Annotated in this window: 11 protein-coding genes; 5 read left to right on the forward strand and 6 right to left on the reverse strand. The window is 44.3% G+C overall.

Annotated elements, in window-relative coordinates; genetic code table 11:
• Window positions 1-5: 5 nt before the first annotated feature.
• Complete coding sequence (locus B1A85_RS14570; RefSeq protein ID WP_104547636.1) at window positions 6-1,730, reverse strand: DUF3352 domain-containing protein; 1,725 nt, start codon at window positions 1,728-1,730, stop codon at window positions 6-8.
• Between the two features lie 232 nt (window positions 1,731-1,962).
• Between B1A85_RS14570 and B1A85_RS14575 the strand changes: the two genes are divergently transcribed.
• The 3 genes from B1A85_RS14575 to B1A85_RS14585 all read left to right on the forward strand — a co-directional run bounded on the left by B1A85_RS14575 (window position 1,963) and on the right by B1A85_RS14585 (window position 4,360).
• Complete coding sequence (locus B1A85_RS14575) at window positions 1,963-2,322, forward strand: rhodanese-like domain-containing protein (RefSeq protein ID WP_104547637.1); 360 nt, start codon at window positions 1,963-1,965, stop codon at window positions 2,320-2,322.
• A gap of 301 nt (window positions 2,323-2,623) precedes the next feature.
• Window positions 2,624-3,691, forward strand: a complete 1,068-nt coding sequence (hrcA, locus tag B1A85_RS14580) for a heat-inducible transcriptional repressor HrcA (RefSeq protein ID WP_104547638.1) — start codon at window positions 2,624-2,626, stop codon at window positions 3,689-3,691.
• 6 nt (window positions 3,692-3,697) lie between these two features.
• Window positions 3,698-4,360 (forward strand): DUF2834 domain-containing protein, encoded by a 663-nt coding sequence (locus B1A85_RS14585; protein WP_104547639.1) that lies wholly within the window; start codon window positions 3,698-3,700, stop codon window positions 4,358-4,360.
• Between the two features lie 8 nt (window positions 4,361-4,368).
• On the opposite strand, the gene B1A85_RS14590 is transcribed toward B1A85_RS14585, so the two are convergent.
• On the reverse strand, window positions 4,369-5,292 hold the full coding sequence (locus B1A85_RS14590; protein WP_104547640.1) for a cobalamin-binding protein: 924 nt from the start codon (window positions 5,290-5,292) through the stop codon (window positions 4,369-4,371).
• A 496-nt stretch (window positions 5,293-5,788) separates the two neighbouring features.
• Here B1A85_RS14590 and B1A85_RS14595 point away from each other — a divergent pair, with 496 nt between their 5' ends.
• A complete protein-coding gene (locus B1A85_RS14595) occupies window positions 5,789-8,626 on the forward strand; it encodes an ATP-binding protein (RefSeq protein ID WP_104547641.1) in 2,838 nt (945 codons plus the stop codon).
• 25 nt (window positions 8,627-8,651) lie between these two features.
• Here B1A85_RS14595 and B1A85_RS14600 read toward each other — a convergent pair whose 3' ends face one another.
• The 4 genes from B1A85_RS14600 to B1A85_RS14615 form a co-directional block, all read right to left on the reverse strand.
• Window positions 8,652-11,099 carry a glycosyltransferase family 39 protein gene (locus B1A85_RS14600; RefSeq protein WP_104547642.1) on the reverse strand — a complete coding sequence of 816 codons (2,448 nt, stop codon included), beginning with the start codon at window positions 11,097-11,099 and terminating at the stop codon, window positions 8,652-8,654.
• Window positions 11,092-11,538 (reverse strand): GNAT family N-acetyltransferase, encoded by a 447-nt coding sequence (locus tag B1A85_RS14605; protein ID WP_104547643.1) that lies wholly within the window; start codon window positions 11,536-11,538, stop codon window positions 11,092-11,094. Before B1A85_RS14605 ends, B1A85_RS14600 begins: the two co-directional genes overlap by 8 nt.
• 214 nt (window positions 11,539-11,752) lie before the next feature.
• Complete coding sequence (gene pruA / locus B1A85_RS14610; protein WP_104547790.1) at window positions 11,753-14,725, reverse strand: L-glutamate gamma-semialdehyde dehydrogenase; 2,973 nt, start codon at window positions 14,723-14,725, stop codon at window positions 11,753-11,755.
• Window positions 14,726-14,894: 169 nt separating this feature from the next.
• Entirely contained in the window at window positions 14,895-15,527 is a 633-nt protein-coding gene (locus tag B1A85_RS14615) for a restriction endonuclease subunit R (RefSeq protein WP_104547644.1), read from the reverse strand.
• Between the two features lie 215 nt (window positions 15,528-15,742).
• On the opposite strand from B1A85_RS14615, the gene smc reads away from it, so the two are divergent.
• Complete coding sequence (gene smc, locus B1A85_RS14620; RefSeq protein ID WP_104547645.1) at window positions 15,743-19,339, forward strand: chromosome segregation protein SMC; 3,597 nt, start codon at window positions 15,743-15,745, stop codon at window positions 19,337-19,339.
• Window positions 19,340-19,362 lie beyond the last annotated feature (23 nt).

Raw genomic sequence — 19,362 nt, forward strand, 5'->3', positions numbered from 1 at the left:
TATATTTACCCGTTCAACCGCAAGAACGCACCACCTTTAAGTAGTCCAGGCTCGCTACCGTAACTGCTAACGGTAAGCGATCGCAAATTGTCAAATAAGGGTTTGGCAATGACTTCCACAAGCTTGAGTGCGGGTAACTGACGTTCTAGCAGTGATTGAGTCGCCATCCAATCAAGATAAACATAACCCGCATTTGGCTGCGGGATAGCTTCAATACTTGCTTGAAATTTTGCATCGTTGAGTAATGAACCATTGCGATACGCTTTAAGCGCAGCATCCATCGCATCTACCGAAGTTGCCAAAATTTCGTATTTATCGGTTGTTCCGCGTACGCCCAGAACTTTGGCTCGAATTGTAATTGCGTCTTCTTCAGAGTTACTTGCTTGATTTATTGGGGCTGTTGTCAACTGCGTCCAAGCGGTAACTTTGTGTTCGGCGAGCGGTAGTACTGTAATGTCATAGCCGCGTTGTCGCGCCAGCGCATCTAAGCGCGAAATTCCTTCGGCGGTAGCTGCGGATTTTTCAGCGACAAAAACCCAATCTGCAGTTAATCTATCGCTGTGTGGTAAGAGAGCTAGGGCATACTCGCCTTGTACCCAGCTAAAAATATCTTGCGCAAAATCGATACCCCAGCGCTGTTGCAGGTTAGCTAGAGGTTGGTTAATCAAGCGTGAAATCGCGTCGTAGCCAGAAGTTGATATATGCGTAACTTGCGTCCAAAGTTGACTTAGCGCGGTATTGTTTAAGTTGCTCAAATTTGTTCCGGCGATCGCCAAGCCGCTTGTTGCGGGGATGTATTGTAAAGCACCGACAGGTTCGGTCAATTCTGGGGTAGAAGTTACTTCTGGAGTTGATGCAGCAAGGAGTGTTGTTTCGGCTAACAATCCTTTGCGGTTTGCTTCTAACGCGATAATTTGGCTTTCATATTGCGCCGCCGATTCGAGTTTTTGCCAAGAAACAACACTGGGTAGATTCAAAAATGCTAAGCCCAGTCGCCGATGAGGTAACTGCGCCAAAGCCTGTTGGTAACGACTCGATGTTGTAAGGTTCAGATCCGGTGCTTGCACGTTATTAATCGCGTCTTTGATGACCATTGGATGATTCGCCAGTAGCACAAAGCGATCGCCAATTACTGCACCTGAAAGTATCCGCTTTGGCGATTTTAGTGATGGTTCTGCCTGCGGACGTGCTTTGTGGTAGACAAGATGAACGCCTTTGTAGTCTTCAAACTCTAAATCTGTTGGGGCTATCGCCTGTTTGGCAAAGACAAGCTGTAAAAATTCGCGGCTTTTTTCTGCATCTTTAGTTGCTAGTGCCATGAGATATCCTGGTTGTTGACCATTGTACGAATCGCGGTCATAGTCGTTGGTGGTTACTGCAACGGTGATTTCATCTCCTAGCCAAGGCTGAATATCCCGTCGGTAATCCAATCCGGTGTTTGCGAGTAATGCGGTTTTAATTTGGTCAATTTCTTGACGCGATTGTCGCCTTTGTTTCGGACGGGCTACAACCTGTCGCAATTTCTCCAAGCGGTCGGGATTAACTAAAATAGATATCATCACAGGTGCTTGCTTTGGCACAAAGATTGCGGCTTCTGGTGTTGCTTGCGTTCCACCTTGTAACAACGTGAGTGGACTACCGCGTACTAACCAATAACAGCCACCGATACCCGTCAATAGCAGTACAACAGCACTAACAGTTAAGAAATAAAAGAAACGTCGCCTCATCATGTTTTACCCCAGACCGCACAAAGCGATAGTTAATCAGCTTGCTAAATAGCAAGTTATATCGAGGCTCAGAATCATTGCTTTCATTGGTTTCGCCCTAACCTCTGACCTCTGATCTCCGACCCTTGCTGTAAAATGCTAAAACTTAGTTTAATACGCTTAAAACCGGAAATTTTCCCACCTGAGGACTAGAAGATAATAAAAATACGGTTGTAACGCTCTATAAAGATAGCCTATGACCTCTCAATTTCGTCAACCAATCGCCCAAATTGGCGTTACCGAACTCGAACAGCGCTTGCGCAATCCATCTGCATCCGCGTTACAGCTAATTGATGTTCGCGAACCAGAAGAAGTGGCGATCGCCTCAATTCCAGGTTTTGAGGTATTACCGTTAAGTCAATTTGCCACTTGGGCAGAGACTATACTCGCGCGGTTTGACCCTGATGTCGAAACACTTGTGATGTGTCATCATGGCATTCGTTCGGCTCAAATGTGCCAATGGTTGCAGCAGCAGGGATTTACAAACGTGAAAAATATTGCTGGAGGTATTGACGCGTATTCTTTAACAATCAATCCGGCAATTCCTCGGTATTGACAATCCTTGCTATTGCGATAAAGAGCAGGTTTGAGTAAGTTAGAATACAATTTTTAATTCGAGTTGAGTCATAGTAAGTATTAATTCTGACGAGTGATTGTCACATCAGGGCGGATTTGCTGCATGCGGTCGAGGATGCTATCTCAATCGTCCTTAGCCTCAAAGCAACGAAATATACCTTGTTACTTATTTCCACTTGTAGGGAGATTTGTTATCTTATATTAATTAAATTAATAAATTGCTATTTAAAAGCTAACTTTTTTTAAAAAACTCATTCAACATCTCCGTGTTTCAATCAGCTATGCAAGTGCAGCTTAATGCTCGGCAACAGCATATTCTCTGGGCAACGGTGCGCCACTACATTGCTACCGCCGAACCGGTTGGGTCTAAAGCATTGGTAGAAGAATATAATCTTGGGGTAAGCTCGGCAACAATACGTAACACAATGGGCGTGTTGGAAAAAGTCGGACTACTGTACCAACCGCATACCTCTGCTGGACGCATCCCGTCGGATTCGGGTTACCGGATTTATGTCGATCAACTTATTTCTCCATCAGAAATTTTAGCAAAGCAAGTCGAGCAGGTCTTTCACGAACGGCTGAAGTGGGAAGATTGGAGTATTGAAGCCCTGTTACAAGGCGCAGCGCAAATCCTGGCGACAGTTAGCGGCTGCATTACTTTAATTACAATGCCACAGACGACGACAACGCAACTGCGGCATTTACAGCTTGTGCAAATCGAACCAGGAAAAGCGATGCTCATCGTTGTGACAGATACCTACGAGACACATTCAGCGGTGATGGACCTTCCAGCACCACCACACGCAACGCCTGATGCAGAAGCGGTTGAACGCGAATTACAAATCTTATCAAACTTTTTAAACGCGCATTTGCGCGGGCGATCGCTTTCGGAAATTGCCAATTTAAATTGGCATCAATTAGACCGCGACTTTCAGCGTTATGGCGATGTCTTGAAAAGTTTTTTAGGAGAACTTAGCCGCCGTAAAGTTCCAGCAGGAACGCAAATTATGATTCGGGGTGTTTCTGAGGTATTGCGTCAACCTGAATTTGCTGAACTGCAGCAGGTACAAACCATCATTCATTTGCTCGAAGAAGAACAAGACCAACTGTGGCCTTTGATTTTTGAAGAACGCGAAGGAGAATATACTAAGCATCGCGTTAGTGTCCGCATTGGCTCAGAAAACCCGCTACAACCGATTCGGATGTGTACGCTAATTTCAGCGACGTATCGACGTGGAGAAGTTCCTGTCGGGAGTGTCGGTGTTTTAGGACCAACACGTATGGATTACGAAACCGCGATCGCTGTTGTCGAAGCAGCGGCTGATTATCTCTCTGAAGCTTTAAGTTAGTTCATCATGATTAGAAAAATTGGCTTTGGCGCACTTTGGGTAGGACTCGCAATTTACGCCTTTTTCTTTGCACCACCAAATCAACCGGATACGTTTGAACTGATTAAAAATCTTTCTATTGGCAAAATCGATGGCATTAACCCGCTAATTGTTGCACTATTTTACATTATGGGTGTTTGGCCGATAATTTATAGTTGTTTGCTATTTTTTGATGGTCGGACGCAAAAAATTCCAGCTACCCCTTTTGCGGTGCTTTCGTTTGGAGTTGGTGCATTTGCACTGCTACCTTATTTAGCTTTACGCGAACCAAGTACAACGTTTCCCGGCGAAAAAAATACCTTCCTTAAGGTGTTGGATTCGCGGTGGACGGGAATAGTACTAACGATCGCAGCAGCTATGATTGTTACTTATGGTTTGAGCAATGGCGATTGGGGAGACTTTATCAATCAATGGCGAACAAGTCGCTTTATTCACGTGATGAGTTTGGATTTTTGTTTATTGTGCTTGTTATTTCCAGCGTTGTTAGGAGATGATATGGCACGTCGCGGCTTGCAAAATTCTCGACTTTATTGGGTTGCAGCACTCATACCGCTGTTCGGTCCACTAATTTATCTGTGCGCGCGCCCGCCGTTATCAGCAGATATTCCTATACAAGTAACGAGTGTTTAGCATAAGAGCTATAGCAGTTCCCATCCAGTTCCCTTGTAACCATAATCAAAAATTTCTGGATGCACAATCTCTGCTAGGATTTCTAGCGAATCAACGAGGCGCGGTCCAGGACGATTGAAGTAAGAATTACCATCCGTAATGTAGACTCTTTGATGCTGTACAGCCTTCAGTTTCTCCCATGCTGGATGCGTCTTTAGCGCGATCGCTTCAGTACGGGTACGCTGTAAACCAAATCCACATAGCATAAAGATGATTATATCAGGATTAGTCGCAACGAGCGTATCCCAAGTAATAATGGGCGAAGGCTGACCGCTGACGCTAAATAGCGGTTGTCCTCCAGCTTTGGCTACAAGTTCGGGAATCCAGTTAGCTGCTGTCATGAGCGGATCTGTCCACTCGATACAAGCAACGGTGGGGAGTTCCTCGACCGATAGGTGCGCAGTCTTCTGCTGACAAATTTTCACCCGCGCTTCGAGATCTTCGATTAATTCTAGCGATCGCACTCCTAATGCATTCGCAACGCGTTCGATATCGCGCCAAACATCCGACAAACTATTGGGTTGCAATGAAATAACCTGCGGTTGACTCTGCGTCAGTTTCGCGACTGCGGCTTCTACGTCTTGGAGACTCACGGCGCAGACATCACATTGGTCTTGAGTGATAATGTGTGTTGGCTTGAGTGCTTCTAAAACATCGAGTTTAACTTCGTAAATGCTCAACGCTGAACGCAATATATTGTTAACGTTTTGATGAATTTCTTGACTTGGCGCTTCTGAGTTTAATCGCGCTGCGGTGCATACAGGACGATCTTTTATTTCCAGAGGATAATCGCATTCGTGCGATCGCCCAACAATGGCATCTCCTAATCCTAGCGCTGCTACGATTTCCGTCGCACTTGGTATAAGCGAGACTATTCGTATTCGATCGCCCATAGTTTCTTATCCCGCTACTTTTTACTACAAATGGTTTCTTTTTATTGACTATATTATTCTGTTGTTATATGCAAACTATAGTTTTACTGTAGTGAAGATTCAGTGATTCTCAAGATTGATATATTTAATATTTTAATTTATTGCTATTTTTGCATAAATCCCTCTTGGGGATTAATTTTGAGATGCAAAAAGTTTTACTACAGAAGTCTCTCTAGCATAGAGAAAATGGCAATCTAACAAACGATAATCAAGTTCATTTATTGATTTATAAGCTACTAAAATTTCACATTATACTAGTATTGATTGTGTATTATGTTTTTGACAAAACTACGGTTATATATAGTGATCCATAGCACATTTATTCACTTATACAAGTGATATCTTCAAACTGATTGTTAGCAGTGTTGGCAATGCCTGAAAGAAAATCTAGCCATTTGTAAGAAGCATTGCATTTTCTAGTTTTGGTTTCTGATTGGCGATGTAAGCTTGGAAGTAGATGACTCCAGAACCGCTAAAAACTTTATTGATCGTATTAGATGCGACCAATCAGCATCAAATTTCCACCTGTATACAGCAACTCAATCACAACGAGGTTGAACTGACATTTGTTGTCCTTAAAGAGAGTAATTTTCATCTTGCAGCTGTGCCGCAAGCAGATGTTATCGTACTCGTTGTGTCATCACTCGATCGTTCTGCATTCGAATTAGTTAACCAAGTACGTCATGCTTGCGTGCCACTGGTGGTTATTGGCAATACACAAGATCGAACACTGATTTGCGAAGTCTTACGTAGGGGAGTACAAGAATACCTTTACCAAGAGCAGCTGACGGCTACAAAACTGTTACAAACGCTACAATCTGCTTGTGCTCGCTGGCAAGTAACGGCTAACAATACACGCTCGCAAAGCTTAAGAACGCATGTCGCTGCGCAGACTGTTGGTACTTTTCATCAAATTATCGCCAATATCAATGATGCGATCGCCATTGTCGATTTACAAGGCTGTTACATCGAACAAAATCCAATGCATCGCCGGTTACTCGGCTACTCGGATGCCGAACTTTCTGGAAAAACGCCAGCAATTCACTTGGGCGAACAGGTTTTTGCGGCAATTTGTCAAGAACTCGTTCAAAATGATTATTGTTGCCGTGAGGTCATTAGTCGGACAAAAGACGGTAGGCTTTTACATATCGAACTTAAAGCTTTTACAGTACGAGATACCGATAATAACCCAATTTGCTACGTTGGGATTAAAAAAGATATTACAGAACGCAAGTTAGTCTCGTCAATCGTTACGCAACGCGATCGCCTACTAGAAGGTGTAGCTACTGCTACGCATCAGTTGATCGCGATCGAAGATTTCTCCCAAGCGATATCCCAAGCCTTAGCGACATTAGGTACAGCCGTTGATGTTAATCGAGTTTACGTATTTGAAAATCATTACCATCCGCATACGGGTGAACCGTTGATGAGTCAACGATTTGAATGGACAGATAACACTGTTACAGCTGAAATTAATAATCCTGAATTACAAAATCTTTCTTATTTGGAATTTTTGCCTCGTTGGTATTATACTTTAGCGTCAGGCAAGATCGTTTGTGGGCTGGTAAAAGATTTTCCAGAGAAAGAAAGAAAAATTCTAGAACCACAAGGTATTGTGTCTATTCTGGTTGTCCCCATTTTCGTCAAAGAGTCTTTTTGGGGTTTCATTGGATTTGATGAATGTCGGTATCAGAGGCAATGGAGTGAAGCGGAAGAATCTATTTTAATAGCAGCAGCAGGAAGTATTGGCGGCGCGATTGTCCGCATGCGTACCGAAGAAGCATTACGCAAAAGTGAAGCCAGAAATCGCGCGCTTTTAGACGCAATACCGGATGTGATGTTTCGGATTAGCAAAGAAGGTAATTTACTCGATTTCAACGGCTTAAAAAATTTTGATTTGTGCATATCAGATAATTTTTTGGGGAAGAACTTGAGCGACGTTCTACCGCAAACTGTCAGCAAAAAAATCATGTCAAGTATTCAGCAAGCATTGGCAAGTGGAGAAATGCAACTCATTGAGTATCAACTTCCAATCGATGGCAAAATTCACGATTACGAAGCGCGCATGGTAGTTTGTGGCGAAGATGAGGTTGTCAGTATTGTACGCGATATTAGCGAACGGCAAGCCGCACTCCGCGAACGCAAACGTACAGAAATTGAACTCCGTAAAAGTAAAGAAGCGCTGGAATTCGTCAGCAAAGCTAAAAGTGAATTTTTAGCAACGATGAGTCATGAATTGCGGACACCTTTGAATGCGATTCTTGGTTTGTCGCAAATTCTGCACCAAGAAATTTTTGGTGCATTGAATGCTAAGCAAAAAGAATACGTAAACTGCATCTATAGCAGTGGCGAACACTTACTGACACTGATTAACGATATTCTCGATCTTTCTAAAGTTGAGGCAGGAAAAGAGGAGCTAACACTTGCGTTGGTGCAAGTGCACGAGTTATGCGAGTCGTGCATATCAATTGTACGCGATCGCGCCTTGAAAAAGGAGTTACAACTGACTTGGGAGATCGATCCGCAAGCAACTTGCTGCATTGCTGACGAACGGCGAGTTAAGCAAATGTTACTTAATTTACTAACGAATGCGATCAAGTTTACGCCAACAGGAAAAGTCACGCTGCGAGTTCAAAAAGTTCCCCAAGGCATTACATTTACAGTTTCTGATACCGGAATTGGCATCGCCCCAGAACACATCCAACTTTTGTTTCAACCGTTTAAACAGCTAGATAGTCGCTTTAATCGTCAATACGAAGGAACTGGTTTAGGTTTGGCATTAACGCGCAAGTTAGCACGTCTGCACGGCGGTAACGTTACCGTTAAATCAACGGTGGGTAAAGGCAGTGACTTTACTCTCTTATTACCCGATCGCCCGCAATACGCACTTTCCGCAGAAGATTGTGAAGTAGGACAAAATCAACGTGCTGGAAGTCTTTACAACTATTCACCGCGAATTTTGATAGGTGATAATCATTATAGTTTGATTCTTGGCTATCTTCAGGCGATCGGCTATGAAGTGCAGCACTTGCAAAAAACACGCGACTTTTTGAGCCAGGTACGCGACTTTCAACCGCGACTGATTTTACTCGACTCGCAACTATCCGATGATGCGATCGTGACACTAGTACAGCAGCTTCAACAAGATCCGCAATTGCAAACGATTCCTGTCGTCATTATGACTGAAACCATTGAAGTGGGCGATCGCTTCCTGGCGGCTGGTGCTAAAGAGTGTTTGATTAAGCCGATTGGCATTGCGCAACTAGAATCATTATTGATGCGCTATTTCAATTAGACTGGTAACTGGTAATTGGTAATTGTCAGAGACTTTGAGAATTCTGCCAGCTTGTAAAATAGTTCCATGCTGCAAAGAATTGACCTTGTAGTAAAGCGGCTACAGCACTGAGCGCTTGAATCTCAGGTATGTTAGGATTGAGGGTGCGGGCATTTTTGAGTGCGGCTTCAGCAGGTGCGGCGTTCCAGTTATAAAGATGGACAAACGCCAAATAAGCATAAGCGTAAGGGTTTTGCGCATCTAGCTGCACTACTCTTTCTAAGGCGGCGATCGCTTCATTTACCTGTCGCTGTAATACCCTAGATAATGCAAGAGTATAGGCAAATTCTAGATTTTGCGGTTCTTGTTGGAGGCGATACGTTAAAGCTTGTTGCGTTTGGATCAAATAATCTTGCGTTGGATCGTATTGATTAATACGGGCAATTTCCTCAAAGACTAATTCAAGGGCGGGCAATCCTTGGGGTAAACTTGCTGCTAAAGTGCGAAACTGCGTTAATAAATCGAGTTCGGGTGCTTGAGAAACTTCGGCGTTAGGTTCAACAGTTACACTTACACGGGGAGATGCAATAGGATAAGTTTCACCCGTGTTACGGTTGAGGTACGTTGCTTTTAAAGTATAAGTTCCTGTAGCACCTGTTGGCGGTAGCATTGCCATACGTTCGATGACTTGAAATGTACCTGGCGCTGGCGTTGAATGCAGATTTCCCATTCCGATCGCGTGATCGTGTATCCAACGGTTTGAACTTGCGTCTTCTTGATACCAGTCGAGTAATACTAAACCAGATTGCAACTCATCCCACGCACCATTCCACTGATAGGTAACAGGAATCGGAACTCCTGGCTGTACTTGCTGCGGTACTGTGACTTGCGATAGCGTGACTTTTGATTCTCCTGGTACGGCAATGATTTCAATTTCCGGCGTTCGGTCGTGATATAACTTCAGCGTGCTACTATCAGGCAACGTCCAACTTTGGATCGTGTCAAAATCAGGCGATCGCTCAACAATTTCTACAATTGCGGCTTGTGCTGCGGGAACAGAACCTTGATCGCCAGTTTTCGTTATAAACCAATCAAGCGATCGCGCGTCTTGGACAACTTGCTGCGATCGCACTCCTACCTGTCGCCCATAAACTTGAAAGTCGCGTAGCGCGCCGTAGTAATTTAGGTTATGTTGATTAATTTCTGGAGTTGATGGTGATACACCTAACGTTGAGCGCAGATGCGGGGCTTGTTGCACGATTGCCTCAATCACTTCTTGGTGTGGAAAACGAGTACCAACAACTGCGTAGTGTGCAGCTTTAGGGCTGAAAATTTGGGCAATACTTCTCCCTACACTTCCTGTAGGAAAAATGTTGAGCCACATCAACACAACAGCTAAACTCACGCTACCCCAACGGATGTAATTTCCCCAACGTCCGCGCCAGAATGTGAAACCACAAGCAAGAAAGAGAGCGATGATTGGAAGATAAGGCAAAACGTAGCGCTCATCTTTGTTAATGTTGAGCGAACACAAAAAATAAGCCCCCAGCCAAAATATCGCTAACCAAGCAAGCGAAGCGCGATGTTTTTGCAGGCGCTGCCAATATAGAATTAACCCGACAATCGGTACTAAAAGTAATAGCCAGGAAACTTGATAGGGAAGAATTTCCCAATAATACGTCCAAGCTGCCAGTGTATTTAACGGTGGATCGCCTTCAGCGATCGCCGAATCGATCGTGGCGCGTTTACCACTGGTTAGTACTATAAGCCAATTCGTGCGATACCAAGGCGCAGCGATTATGACTGATAGCAACAAACTTCCACCTAGCTGTAATACGCGTTGCCATTGGCGTTTGTACAGCATCGCGATCGCAACCCAAAGTATGGGGGTGAATAAGAAAAATAACGCGGTTTGTTTCGCTAAAATTGCCAACCCAAAGCAAATCCCCGAAGCCGCTGCTGATAGCCATTGTCTGACTCGTATCGTACTTCTCACCCACAGCGTTAAGCAGAAGAAACTCAAAATCACCATAGCCGTGAGTGGATAATCGAGTAAGAAGTCTAATCGAGCGCGATAAAGACTAGGAAATAATTGACACAGCGCTGCTGCCCATAAACCTACCTCGACATTGAATAGTAAAATACCCAATCCATACACAGAAGCAAGCAGAATTGCGCTAAATAGAAGATTAATGAGGGTTGCTTGCTCGATACCTCGACCAAAAATCTGCTGTGTAATCGCGGCAACCGTGTAAACCAACGGCGGTATTTTAGAAGAAAGTAGCCAAAAGCCTGACCACCACTCGCCACTCCATATTTGCATGTGTTGTAACGCTTGCCAGTAGTTTAAGGAACCTGTCAGGTAATCAGCTTGATCCCACGCAGGAACCGAATTATCTAAAGCAAACCATACGCGATCGCCGATCGCCCCTGCTAGCCAAATGAGTCCTAGTATTAGCAGTCCTCGCGGGAACTTGTGTTTGAGCCTAATCACACTCGTTGCTTGTGAATTTTCTCCTCATTTTGACATGCGGAATCCCCGCTTCATCAAATGTTTCTCCTTCTTGGATAAAACCGAGTTGTTGATACAGCGCTTTCACGTATTCTTGCGCGTGAATCACTGCTTCTTGCATCTTCTGTGCAGTTGCTCTTTCCAGGGCTTTTTGCATTAATTGCTTGCCGATACCTTGCCCTCGTGCCGTTGATAATACTGCCAGTCTTTCGATTTTTGCAGTTTTTGTATCTAAGTACCTAATTCGCGCCGTTCCTACAGGTTGCGCGTTCCAATACGCGATCAAGTGCTCGGCAGTGTCGTCCTTACCGTCAAATTCTAATGCCGCATCGACTTTTTGTTCTTCCTGAAATACCACGCGCCGGATTTCTTGGATGCTCTGCCATTCATGCGGTTCGGCAGTTTTTATCACGATGCTCATTCGTTGTGCTGATAAGGGGACAAAAATGCCGATTTTTTGGCAGTACGCTCGACATCACTGTATCTATTGGGTATAATATTTTTCATAATGGAAATATGATCAAATTTTAAATTTTTGCACAGATTTCCATTATGAAGGAAATCATATCACAGCTACCAATGAATTGCAATAGCTGTACCAAAATGAGGCGAATTTTTATCCATCCGTAACATCCCTAATCCGCCCCTGCGATAGGTGCAAAACCTTGACGTTGAATATTCTCAGTAATATGGCGGGGTTCGAGGAATTGTAGGAGATAATCAGGACCTCCGGCTTTGGAACCGACACCAGAGAGTTTGAAGCCACCAAAAGGTTGCCTAGCTACGATTGCCCCTGTAATTGTGCGGTTGATATACAAATTACCAACTTCAAATTCTTGTTGTGCGATTTCAATATGCGAAGGAGTCCGCGAGTAAATGCCTCCCGTTAAAGCGTAGTTTGTGCCGTTTGCAACCGCGATCGCCTCAGCAAAATCTTTGACGCGAATCACAGCGACAACCGGACCAAAAATTTCTTCTTGGGCAATTGTGGCAGTGGGTGAAACTTCGCTAAAGACAACAGGACCAATAAAGTAGCCGGTATCTGGTGCAGCAAGTTCGACGGCGACTTCAGCTTCTGCGCGTCCTTTTTCAATATATTCTTTGATCCGTGCTTGGGCTGTCGCGTCGATCACAGGACCTACTTGCGTACTGGGTAACTCAGCCGCACCAATATTAAGCGATCGCGTTGCTTCTACCAATCTGCGTAGAAAAGTATCGTATATTGATTCGAGAACAATAACGCGCGAACACGCCGAACATTTTTGTCCGCTGTACCCAAATGCAGATTGCACGACACCCGCAACCGCTTGGTCTAAATCAGCGCTTTCATCGACAATAATCGCGTTTTTTCCGCCCATTTCAGCAATTACGCGTTTTAAGTGCTTTTGTCCAGGTTTTAAAGTTGCTGCATCTGCATAAATACGACAACCGACTTCTTGCGAACCTGTAAAGGCGATGATGTGCGTATCAGGGTGATTGACAAAGTAAGCACCAACTTGCGAACCTCGACCTGGAACGTATTGAAATACGCCTTTAGGAATTCCAGCGGCGACGAGAATTTCGGCAATCTTAGCAGCAATAACAGAAGATGTTTCAGCAGGTTTGAGTAAAGTACAATTTCCTGCAACTAAAGCTGCTACTGTCATTCCGGTGGCGATCGCCAGAGGAAAGTTCCAAGGCGAAATGACAACAGCAATTCCTCGTGGTTGGTAGTGATAGCGGTTATTTTCCCCTGGAATATCGTAGTTAACACCTTGCGCTAGGCGTTCCATTTCCGCCGCATAGTAACGGCAAAAATCGATGGCTTCGGAAACTTCTGCATCCGCTTCGCGTACAGGTTTACCGACTTCTAAAACAATCCAGCAGGATAATTCGGCACGGCGTTGTTCCATCAAATCCGCCGCTTTGCGCAGGATATTAGCGCGATCGCTAACTGGCGTACGTTTCCATGCTGGAAATGCCGTTTTAGCAGCTTGCATTGCTTGTTCGGCTTGTTCTGTTGATAGTAAACCGACTCTACCGATAATTTCACTAGGGTTAGCAGGATTGAGCGAATCGATGCTTTCTTGAGTGTTGACGTACTCGCCATTAATTAATGGTAAGTAAGTTTTACCAAGTTGCTGGCGGACTGCGGCAAAAGCTTGTTGCGATCGCTTTCTGGCTTCCATTTTGGAAAAATCCACATCGGCGGCGTTGGGAAACTGGGCGTTATGGACTAAGTATTCGGGACAAGAAGGATTAACTTTTGGTGGAGCAATCAGTTCTTCTACAGGGCGTTCTTCCATATTTTGCCGTAAAAAGGAACTATTCGCGGTATTTTCGAGCAAACGGCGAATCAGATACGCCATTCCAGGAAGTAGTTCACCGTAAGGACAGTAGACTCTGACGCGATAGCCGCGATCGACAAGGGCTTTGGCAAGTTTATCTCCCATACCGTAGAGAACTTGCATTTCAAAGCGACGGCGGGGGATATTTAAAGTTTCTGCGATGGCAATGGCATGGGCTTGCGATCGCACGTTATGACTGCCGATGGCTGAATAGATATATTCGTGATTTTCGAGTAATATTTGCGTTAAATTTTCAAAATTGACATCGGTTGCGCCTTTATCGTTAAATACAGGCTGTTCCCAATCTTTTTGCGCCGCTTTAATCGTTTCTTGATCCCAGTACGCCCCTTTGACTAAGCGTACCGTGAGTGGATAGCCGCGTTGTTTTACCCAAGTAATTAAATCGCGGACATCTTGTTCGCTGTCACGCAAATAAGCTTGAATGGTAATACCGACATCAGTCCGACTGCGAAACTCGTCTTCGAGTAATATATTTTTGAGGATCGCGAGCGTAATATCTTTATAAGCGTATTGTTCCATATCAAAGTGAACCGCGACGCCCAATTCTGCTGCGCGCCGTAAAAGAATCCGAATGCGCGAACTGACTTTTTCTTCGCTACCTTGCGCATCAAGTGGATCGAACTGCGAGTAAAACGCGGTTAGTTTGACAGAAACTTGAACTTTTGATATCGGTTGATTATCCGCTTGGTCGATTTGCGCTACAGTAGACCAATTTTTAGCAGCTTCTGCTAACTGTTCCATTAATTCTAGGTAGCGGTCGAGATAGTACTGCGCCTCGACTTCGGTAATCACAGCTTCACCAAGAATATCGATCGTAAACGCCATTTTTTCTTTACGCAGGCGCTCAATCGTTTTGAGGACTTGTTTAATATTTTCTCCAGCAATATACTTATGTGCTAGCGCCTCTACCGCAGTTGATACTGTTGTCGCGGCAACTTGTCCTGGCATAGAATCAGGCGAAGCAAAGTTGAGCATTCCCTTGAGTGCGGCTGGTAGTTCGACCGAGGGATCTCCCAGGTACTCTTGTAAGTGCGCGGCGATTTCTGATTTGGTATGTAAGGCGGGTAAGCAGTCGATGAAGCGAAATAACTGCACGCGTAACCCAGGATTACTCATCGCCCACGCTAAAAGCTTATCATCCCAGCGCATTTGGTCGCGTAACCCAGCAAAGAACGAGCGATCGCGTGTCGCGGCTAGAAGTTGTCGGGCGATTTCCTGCGTTTTAGCTTCGTAATTGCTTTTTTCTACTTGTAGTACCACTGGTAGTAAACTCCTAGTTTCGACTGTCGCGTCGAAAATCCTCGATAATTTTATTTTCGCTTTTTCAGGCAATCTTGTGCCGTTAATTATCGTTAACTTGCCAAGTAGCCCAAAAATTGCGATCGCAGAATACAGGTAAACTTATCGCTTAAGCTGCTTTTGGAGTGTACTAAATTTTACAGATAGCTTTTAGTATTTGTAGTAGTTGAAGCGATGATTCGCTATCTATCAAGTTAAGTTGTGGTAATAATTGATATGTTACCGGATTACCTTGTTGTAGATAGACGAATCGATAATCAACGCCGTTAGTCGTTAAGCCCCAAACAAATTGTTGCTGTTCTAGACTTTTGTAAGCATAAGCTAATAACTGAGGTAATCCTTCCAAGGCATTAATACTTGCATTTTTAGCTTCTATTACTAATATCCAGAAGTAAGTATTATCTAATTTATGATTTTTATTTTTACTAACAGCTAAAAGATCCATCCTTCCTTTGATGACTGTATCTTCATCTTCAATGAAAATATCGCTAATATTCTCCTCTAAAGTAATCTTGATGTTTGATTGATAAAAACCAGACAACCATAATAAAGGAGAGATAAACAAAAATTTCACTTGTCCTTCAGAAATTTTTCCTTCTGCGTAGTAATCATGAAATAAATGACGAATTTTTAAAAGCTGTTCTTCTGTAGCAGGTTCTAATGATAGTAAAGATGAAATAGAACTATTAAAACGTTCTTGAACGCCAAGAAGACGATGCACATCTTTCAGAGATAAATTTCTTGCATCAAGAATTGTTGCCATTCATTTACCCTGTTCAACATTGAAGCAAAGTTTAGGAGACTATAAAAGCGCACAGCTATTACTTTCACTCAATTCTATCCCTGACTTCTGTCCTATCAAAACAGCAGACAACTGTGGAGTAAATCATTTTCTTTTTTGTGAATCCGTGCTAATCTGCTACGGCATTGCTACTCTGATACACTTGTACTTCAACGCTTAGCTAGTAGCCAGCGCCTATGGTTCATATCAAGCGCCTGGAATTATCGAACTTTAAATCTTTTGGTGGCACAACGCAAATCCCGCTGCTACCAGGATTTACTGTTGTTTCTGGACCAAACGGTTCGGGAAAATCAAATATTTTAGATGCGTTGCTATTCGGCTTAGGGCTTGCGAGTTCTAAAGGAATGCGCGCGGAACGTCTTCCTGATTTAGTAAACCACACGCAGGCGACGCGCGGACGTACTGTCGAAGCGAGTGTGACGGTGACGTTTGATTTGGAGGGTTTGGAACAGAGAGGTCAGGAAGGTGACATAAGATTAAATGAGGAGGATCTCGGTGAAGTAACGCCAGAAGAACTAAGTGTGACGCGGAAGTTGCGCGTGACTCCACAGGGAACTTACACATCGACTTATTACATCAACGGCGAAGCTTGTACGCTCGCAGAATTGCACGAACAACTCAATCGCTTGCGCATTTATCCGGAAGGTTACAATGTTGTCCTTCAAGGTGATGTCACTGGAATTATTTCGATGAACGCGCGCGAACGCAGGGAAATTATTGACGAACTTGCGGGTGTCGCCGCCTTTGACCGCAAAATCGCGCAAGCCAAGGAAACGCTTGACCAAGTAAAAGACCGCGAAGAACGCTGTCAAATCGTTGAACAAGAACTTGTAGCGCAACGCGATCGCTTGTCGCAAGACCGCATCAAAGCCGAGAAATACCAACAACTGCGTACCGAATTACAACAAAAATCACAGTGGGAAGCTGTCCTCATTTGGCGATCGCTGCAAAATCAACAAGAACATCTCGCAACGCAAATCCAAGCAGGCGATCGCACTTTGGCAGAACTCGCACAACAACACACCACCCTAGAGCGCGAAATTGAGCAAGCGACAACTCATCTCGAGCAGTTAAACTATCGCGTCAAAGCTTTAGGAGAAGAAGAACTTTTAAAACTGCAATCGCATTTAGCCACGCAAGAAGCTGAGTATCGCCAGTTACAGCGTCAACATCAAGAAAACGCCCAAGCAGACTTTAAAGCTGAATGCAGCATACAACAAAAACGAGCAGAAATTCAAGAGTATGAGAACAAACTTGCCGAACTTAACCAAGAACAAAGTGCGAAAGCCGAAGCAATCGCCACTTTACAATTTGAACGCGATGCGGCACAACGCGAACTAGAACAAAGCCGAGAAGCGGCAAGCGCGATCGCTGATGCTGCGGATCTCTGGGTACAACAACAAACCGCACTCAATCGCGAGATCGAAATTCTACTGCAAGCAACTGAACCGCAATCGAGACAGCAAGCGCAACTGCGCGAACGAACCAATCAACTGCAACGGCAATTACACGAGCAAAAGCAAACTATTGACAAGCTAGAACCAGAACTTGCCCTAAAACAACAGCAACTTGCAGCCAACGAACAACAGGCGATCGCGCTGACAACACAAGCAGAAACTTTAGCACAATCGCTGAGTGCAGCCGAACAAGAATTACAAATTCAACAAGACACCTATAAGCGTCTTCTTGGCGAACAACGCGATAAACAACGACAACTCGACAAATTAGAAGCGCAAGCCCAAGCACTTCAAGAAACGCAAGGGACAAATGCGACGAAAGTGATTTTGCAATCAGGTTTGCAAGGCGTTTGTGGTTTAGTCGCGCAGTTGGGTAAAGTCGAACCCCGCTATCAACTAGCCCTAGAAACGGCTGCGGGGGCGCGTTTAGGACAGTTAGTTGTGGAAGACGATGCTGTCGCCGCCGCTGCGATTGAAATCCTCAAACAAAAACGCGCTGGAAGGGCGACATTTTTACCGTTGAATAAGATTCAACCTTTACGCTTTTCCCCGACGACCGCGCTGCGTTATAGTGAGGGATTTATCGATTATGCGATTCATTTGATCGAGTGCGATCGCCGCTATCAGGATGTCTTTGGTTATGTCTTCGGTAGCACTGTTGTTTTTGAAACATTAGAGTCTGCAAGAAAATACTTAGGTCAATATCGCATTGTCACGCTCGAAGGCGAACTACTCGAAACGAGTGGCGCGATGACGGGTGGTAGTATTATTCAACAGCGTTCTGGTTTACACTTTGGGACGAGTGAAGCGACAGAATCAGATGAAGCCAAACAACTACAAAAACGCTTACAAGAAATTGCACTGGTATTAAAACGGTGTGAATCTGGTATCGAATCGCTGAGTGCAAAAACAAAATATTTGTCGCAAGAACTCACCGAAGTGCGTCAACAGCGCCGCGAACAGCAATTGCGTGCAGAACAATTGCGTAAAGAAATTCAAGCAGTGAGCAAGCAACTTGTACAAGCCAAAGCACAACTGCGGCAAACAGAAGAACAACTGACAAGCGCGCGATCGCAACTGGAAATTTTAGACAGCGAACTGCCGACAAAAGAGGCGCAATTACAACAAAAACGGCAACTTCTTGCTGAGTTAGAACAATCGCAAACAAACAGTCAATGGCAACAAATTCAATTCAAAATCAAAAGCCAAGAACAAGACTTACAAGTGCGTTTACAAGCGTTACTCAAAGCCGAACAACGCCAGAGTGAGTTAGCAAACACCGCAATTCTCATCCAAGGAAAAATCGCCGAATGTCAACAACGCATTCAAGAATATCAACAGCAACGCTCTTCGATTAGCAATCAGCAATCAATCATCAGCGATCAAATCGATACCATCGCAACGCAAATTGCCCAAACAAAAGCAGCTTTACAGCAAATTGAAGAGAAACTAGCTTCAGAAAAGCAACAACGCGATCGCGCCGAAGCACAACTACGCGATCGCCAGAATCAGTATCAACAACTCGAATGGCAACAGCAAAAACTTCAGGAAACGCAACAAACGCGTCGCGAAGAATTAACCGCATTACAAGCACAAATTCACGCGCAAGTCGCGGATTTACCGAATCCTTTGCCAGAAGTCCCTGACAAAGTCGATTTAGAACAACTGCAACGCGAAGTGCGATCGCTTGCCAAACGCATACAAGCGTTAGAACCTGTGAATATGCTGGCGTTAGAAGAATACGAACGCACAACAAAGCGCCTAGAGGAATTAAGTCAGAAACTGCTCACTTTAGCAGCGGAACGCACCGAACTACTGCTGCGAATAGAAAACTTTACGACCTTGCGCCAACGTGCTTTTAAAGAAGCCTTCGACGCGGTTAATCAAAACTTCCAAAGTATTTTCGCAACACTTTCTGACGGTGATGGCTACTTACAACTTGACGATGCTGAAGATCCCTTTAATAGCGGGTTAAATCTTGTCGCACACCCGAAAGGAAAACCTGTTCAACGACTTGCTTCGATGTCTGGAGGAGAAAAATCGCTTACTGCATTAAGCTTTATTTTTGCGCTACAACGCTACCGCCCATCACCTTTTTATGCTTTTGATGAAGTTGATATGTTTCTCGATGGGGCAAATGTGGAACGATTAGCTAAAATGATAAAACAACAGGCGAAGCTTGCACAGTTTATAGTTGTGAGTCTGCGTAGACCAATGATAGAATCTGCCGAACGAACCATCGGAGTTACTCAAGCACGAGGAGCTTATACTCAAGTATTAGGAATAAAATTGCAACAGTCAAACACCTCGCCATGAGGATTTGTTAATAATAGTATTGA

Origin of the sequence: Chroococcidiopsis sp. TS-821 (assembly GCF_002939305.1) — a bacterium.
In the GTDB taxonomy this organism is placed as follows: domain Bacteria; phylum Cyanobacteriota; class Cyanobacteriia; order Cyanobacteriales; family Chroococcidiopsidaceae; genus Chroogloeocystis.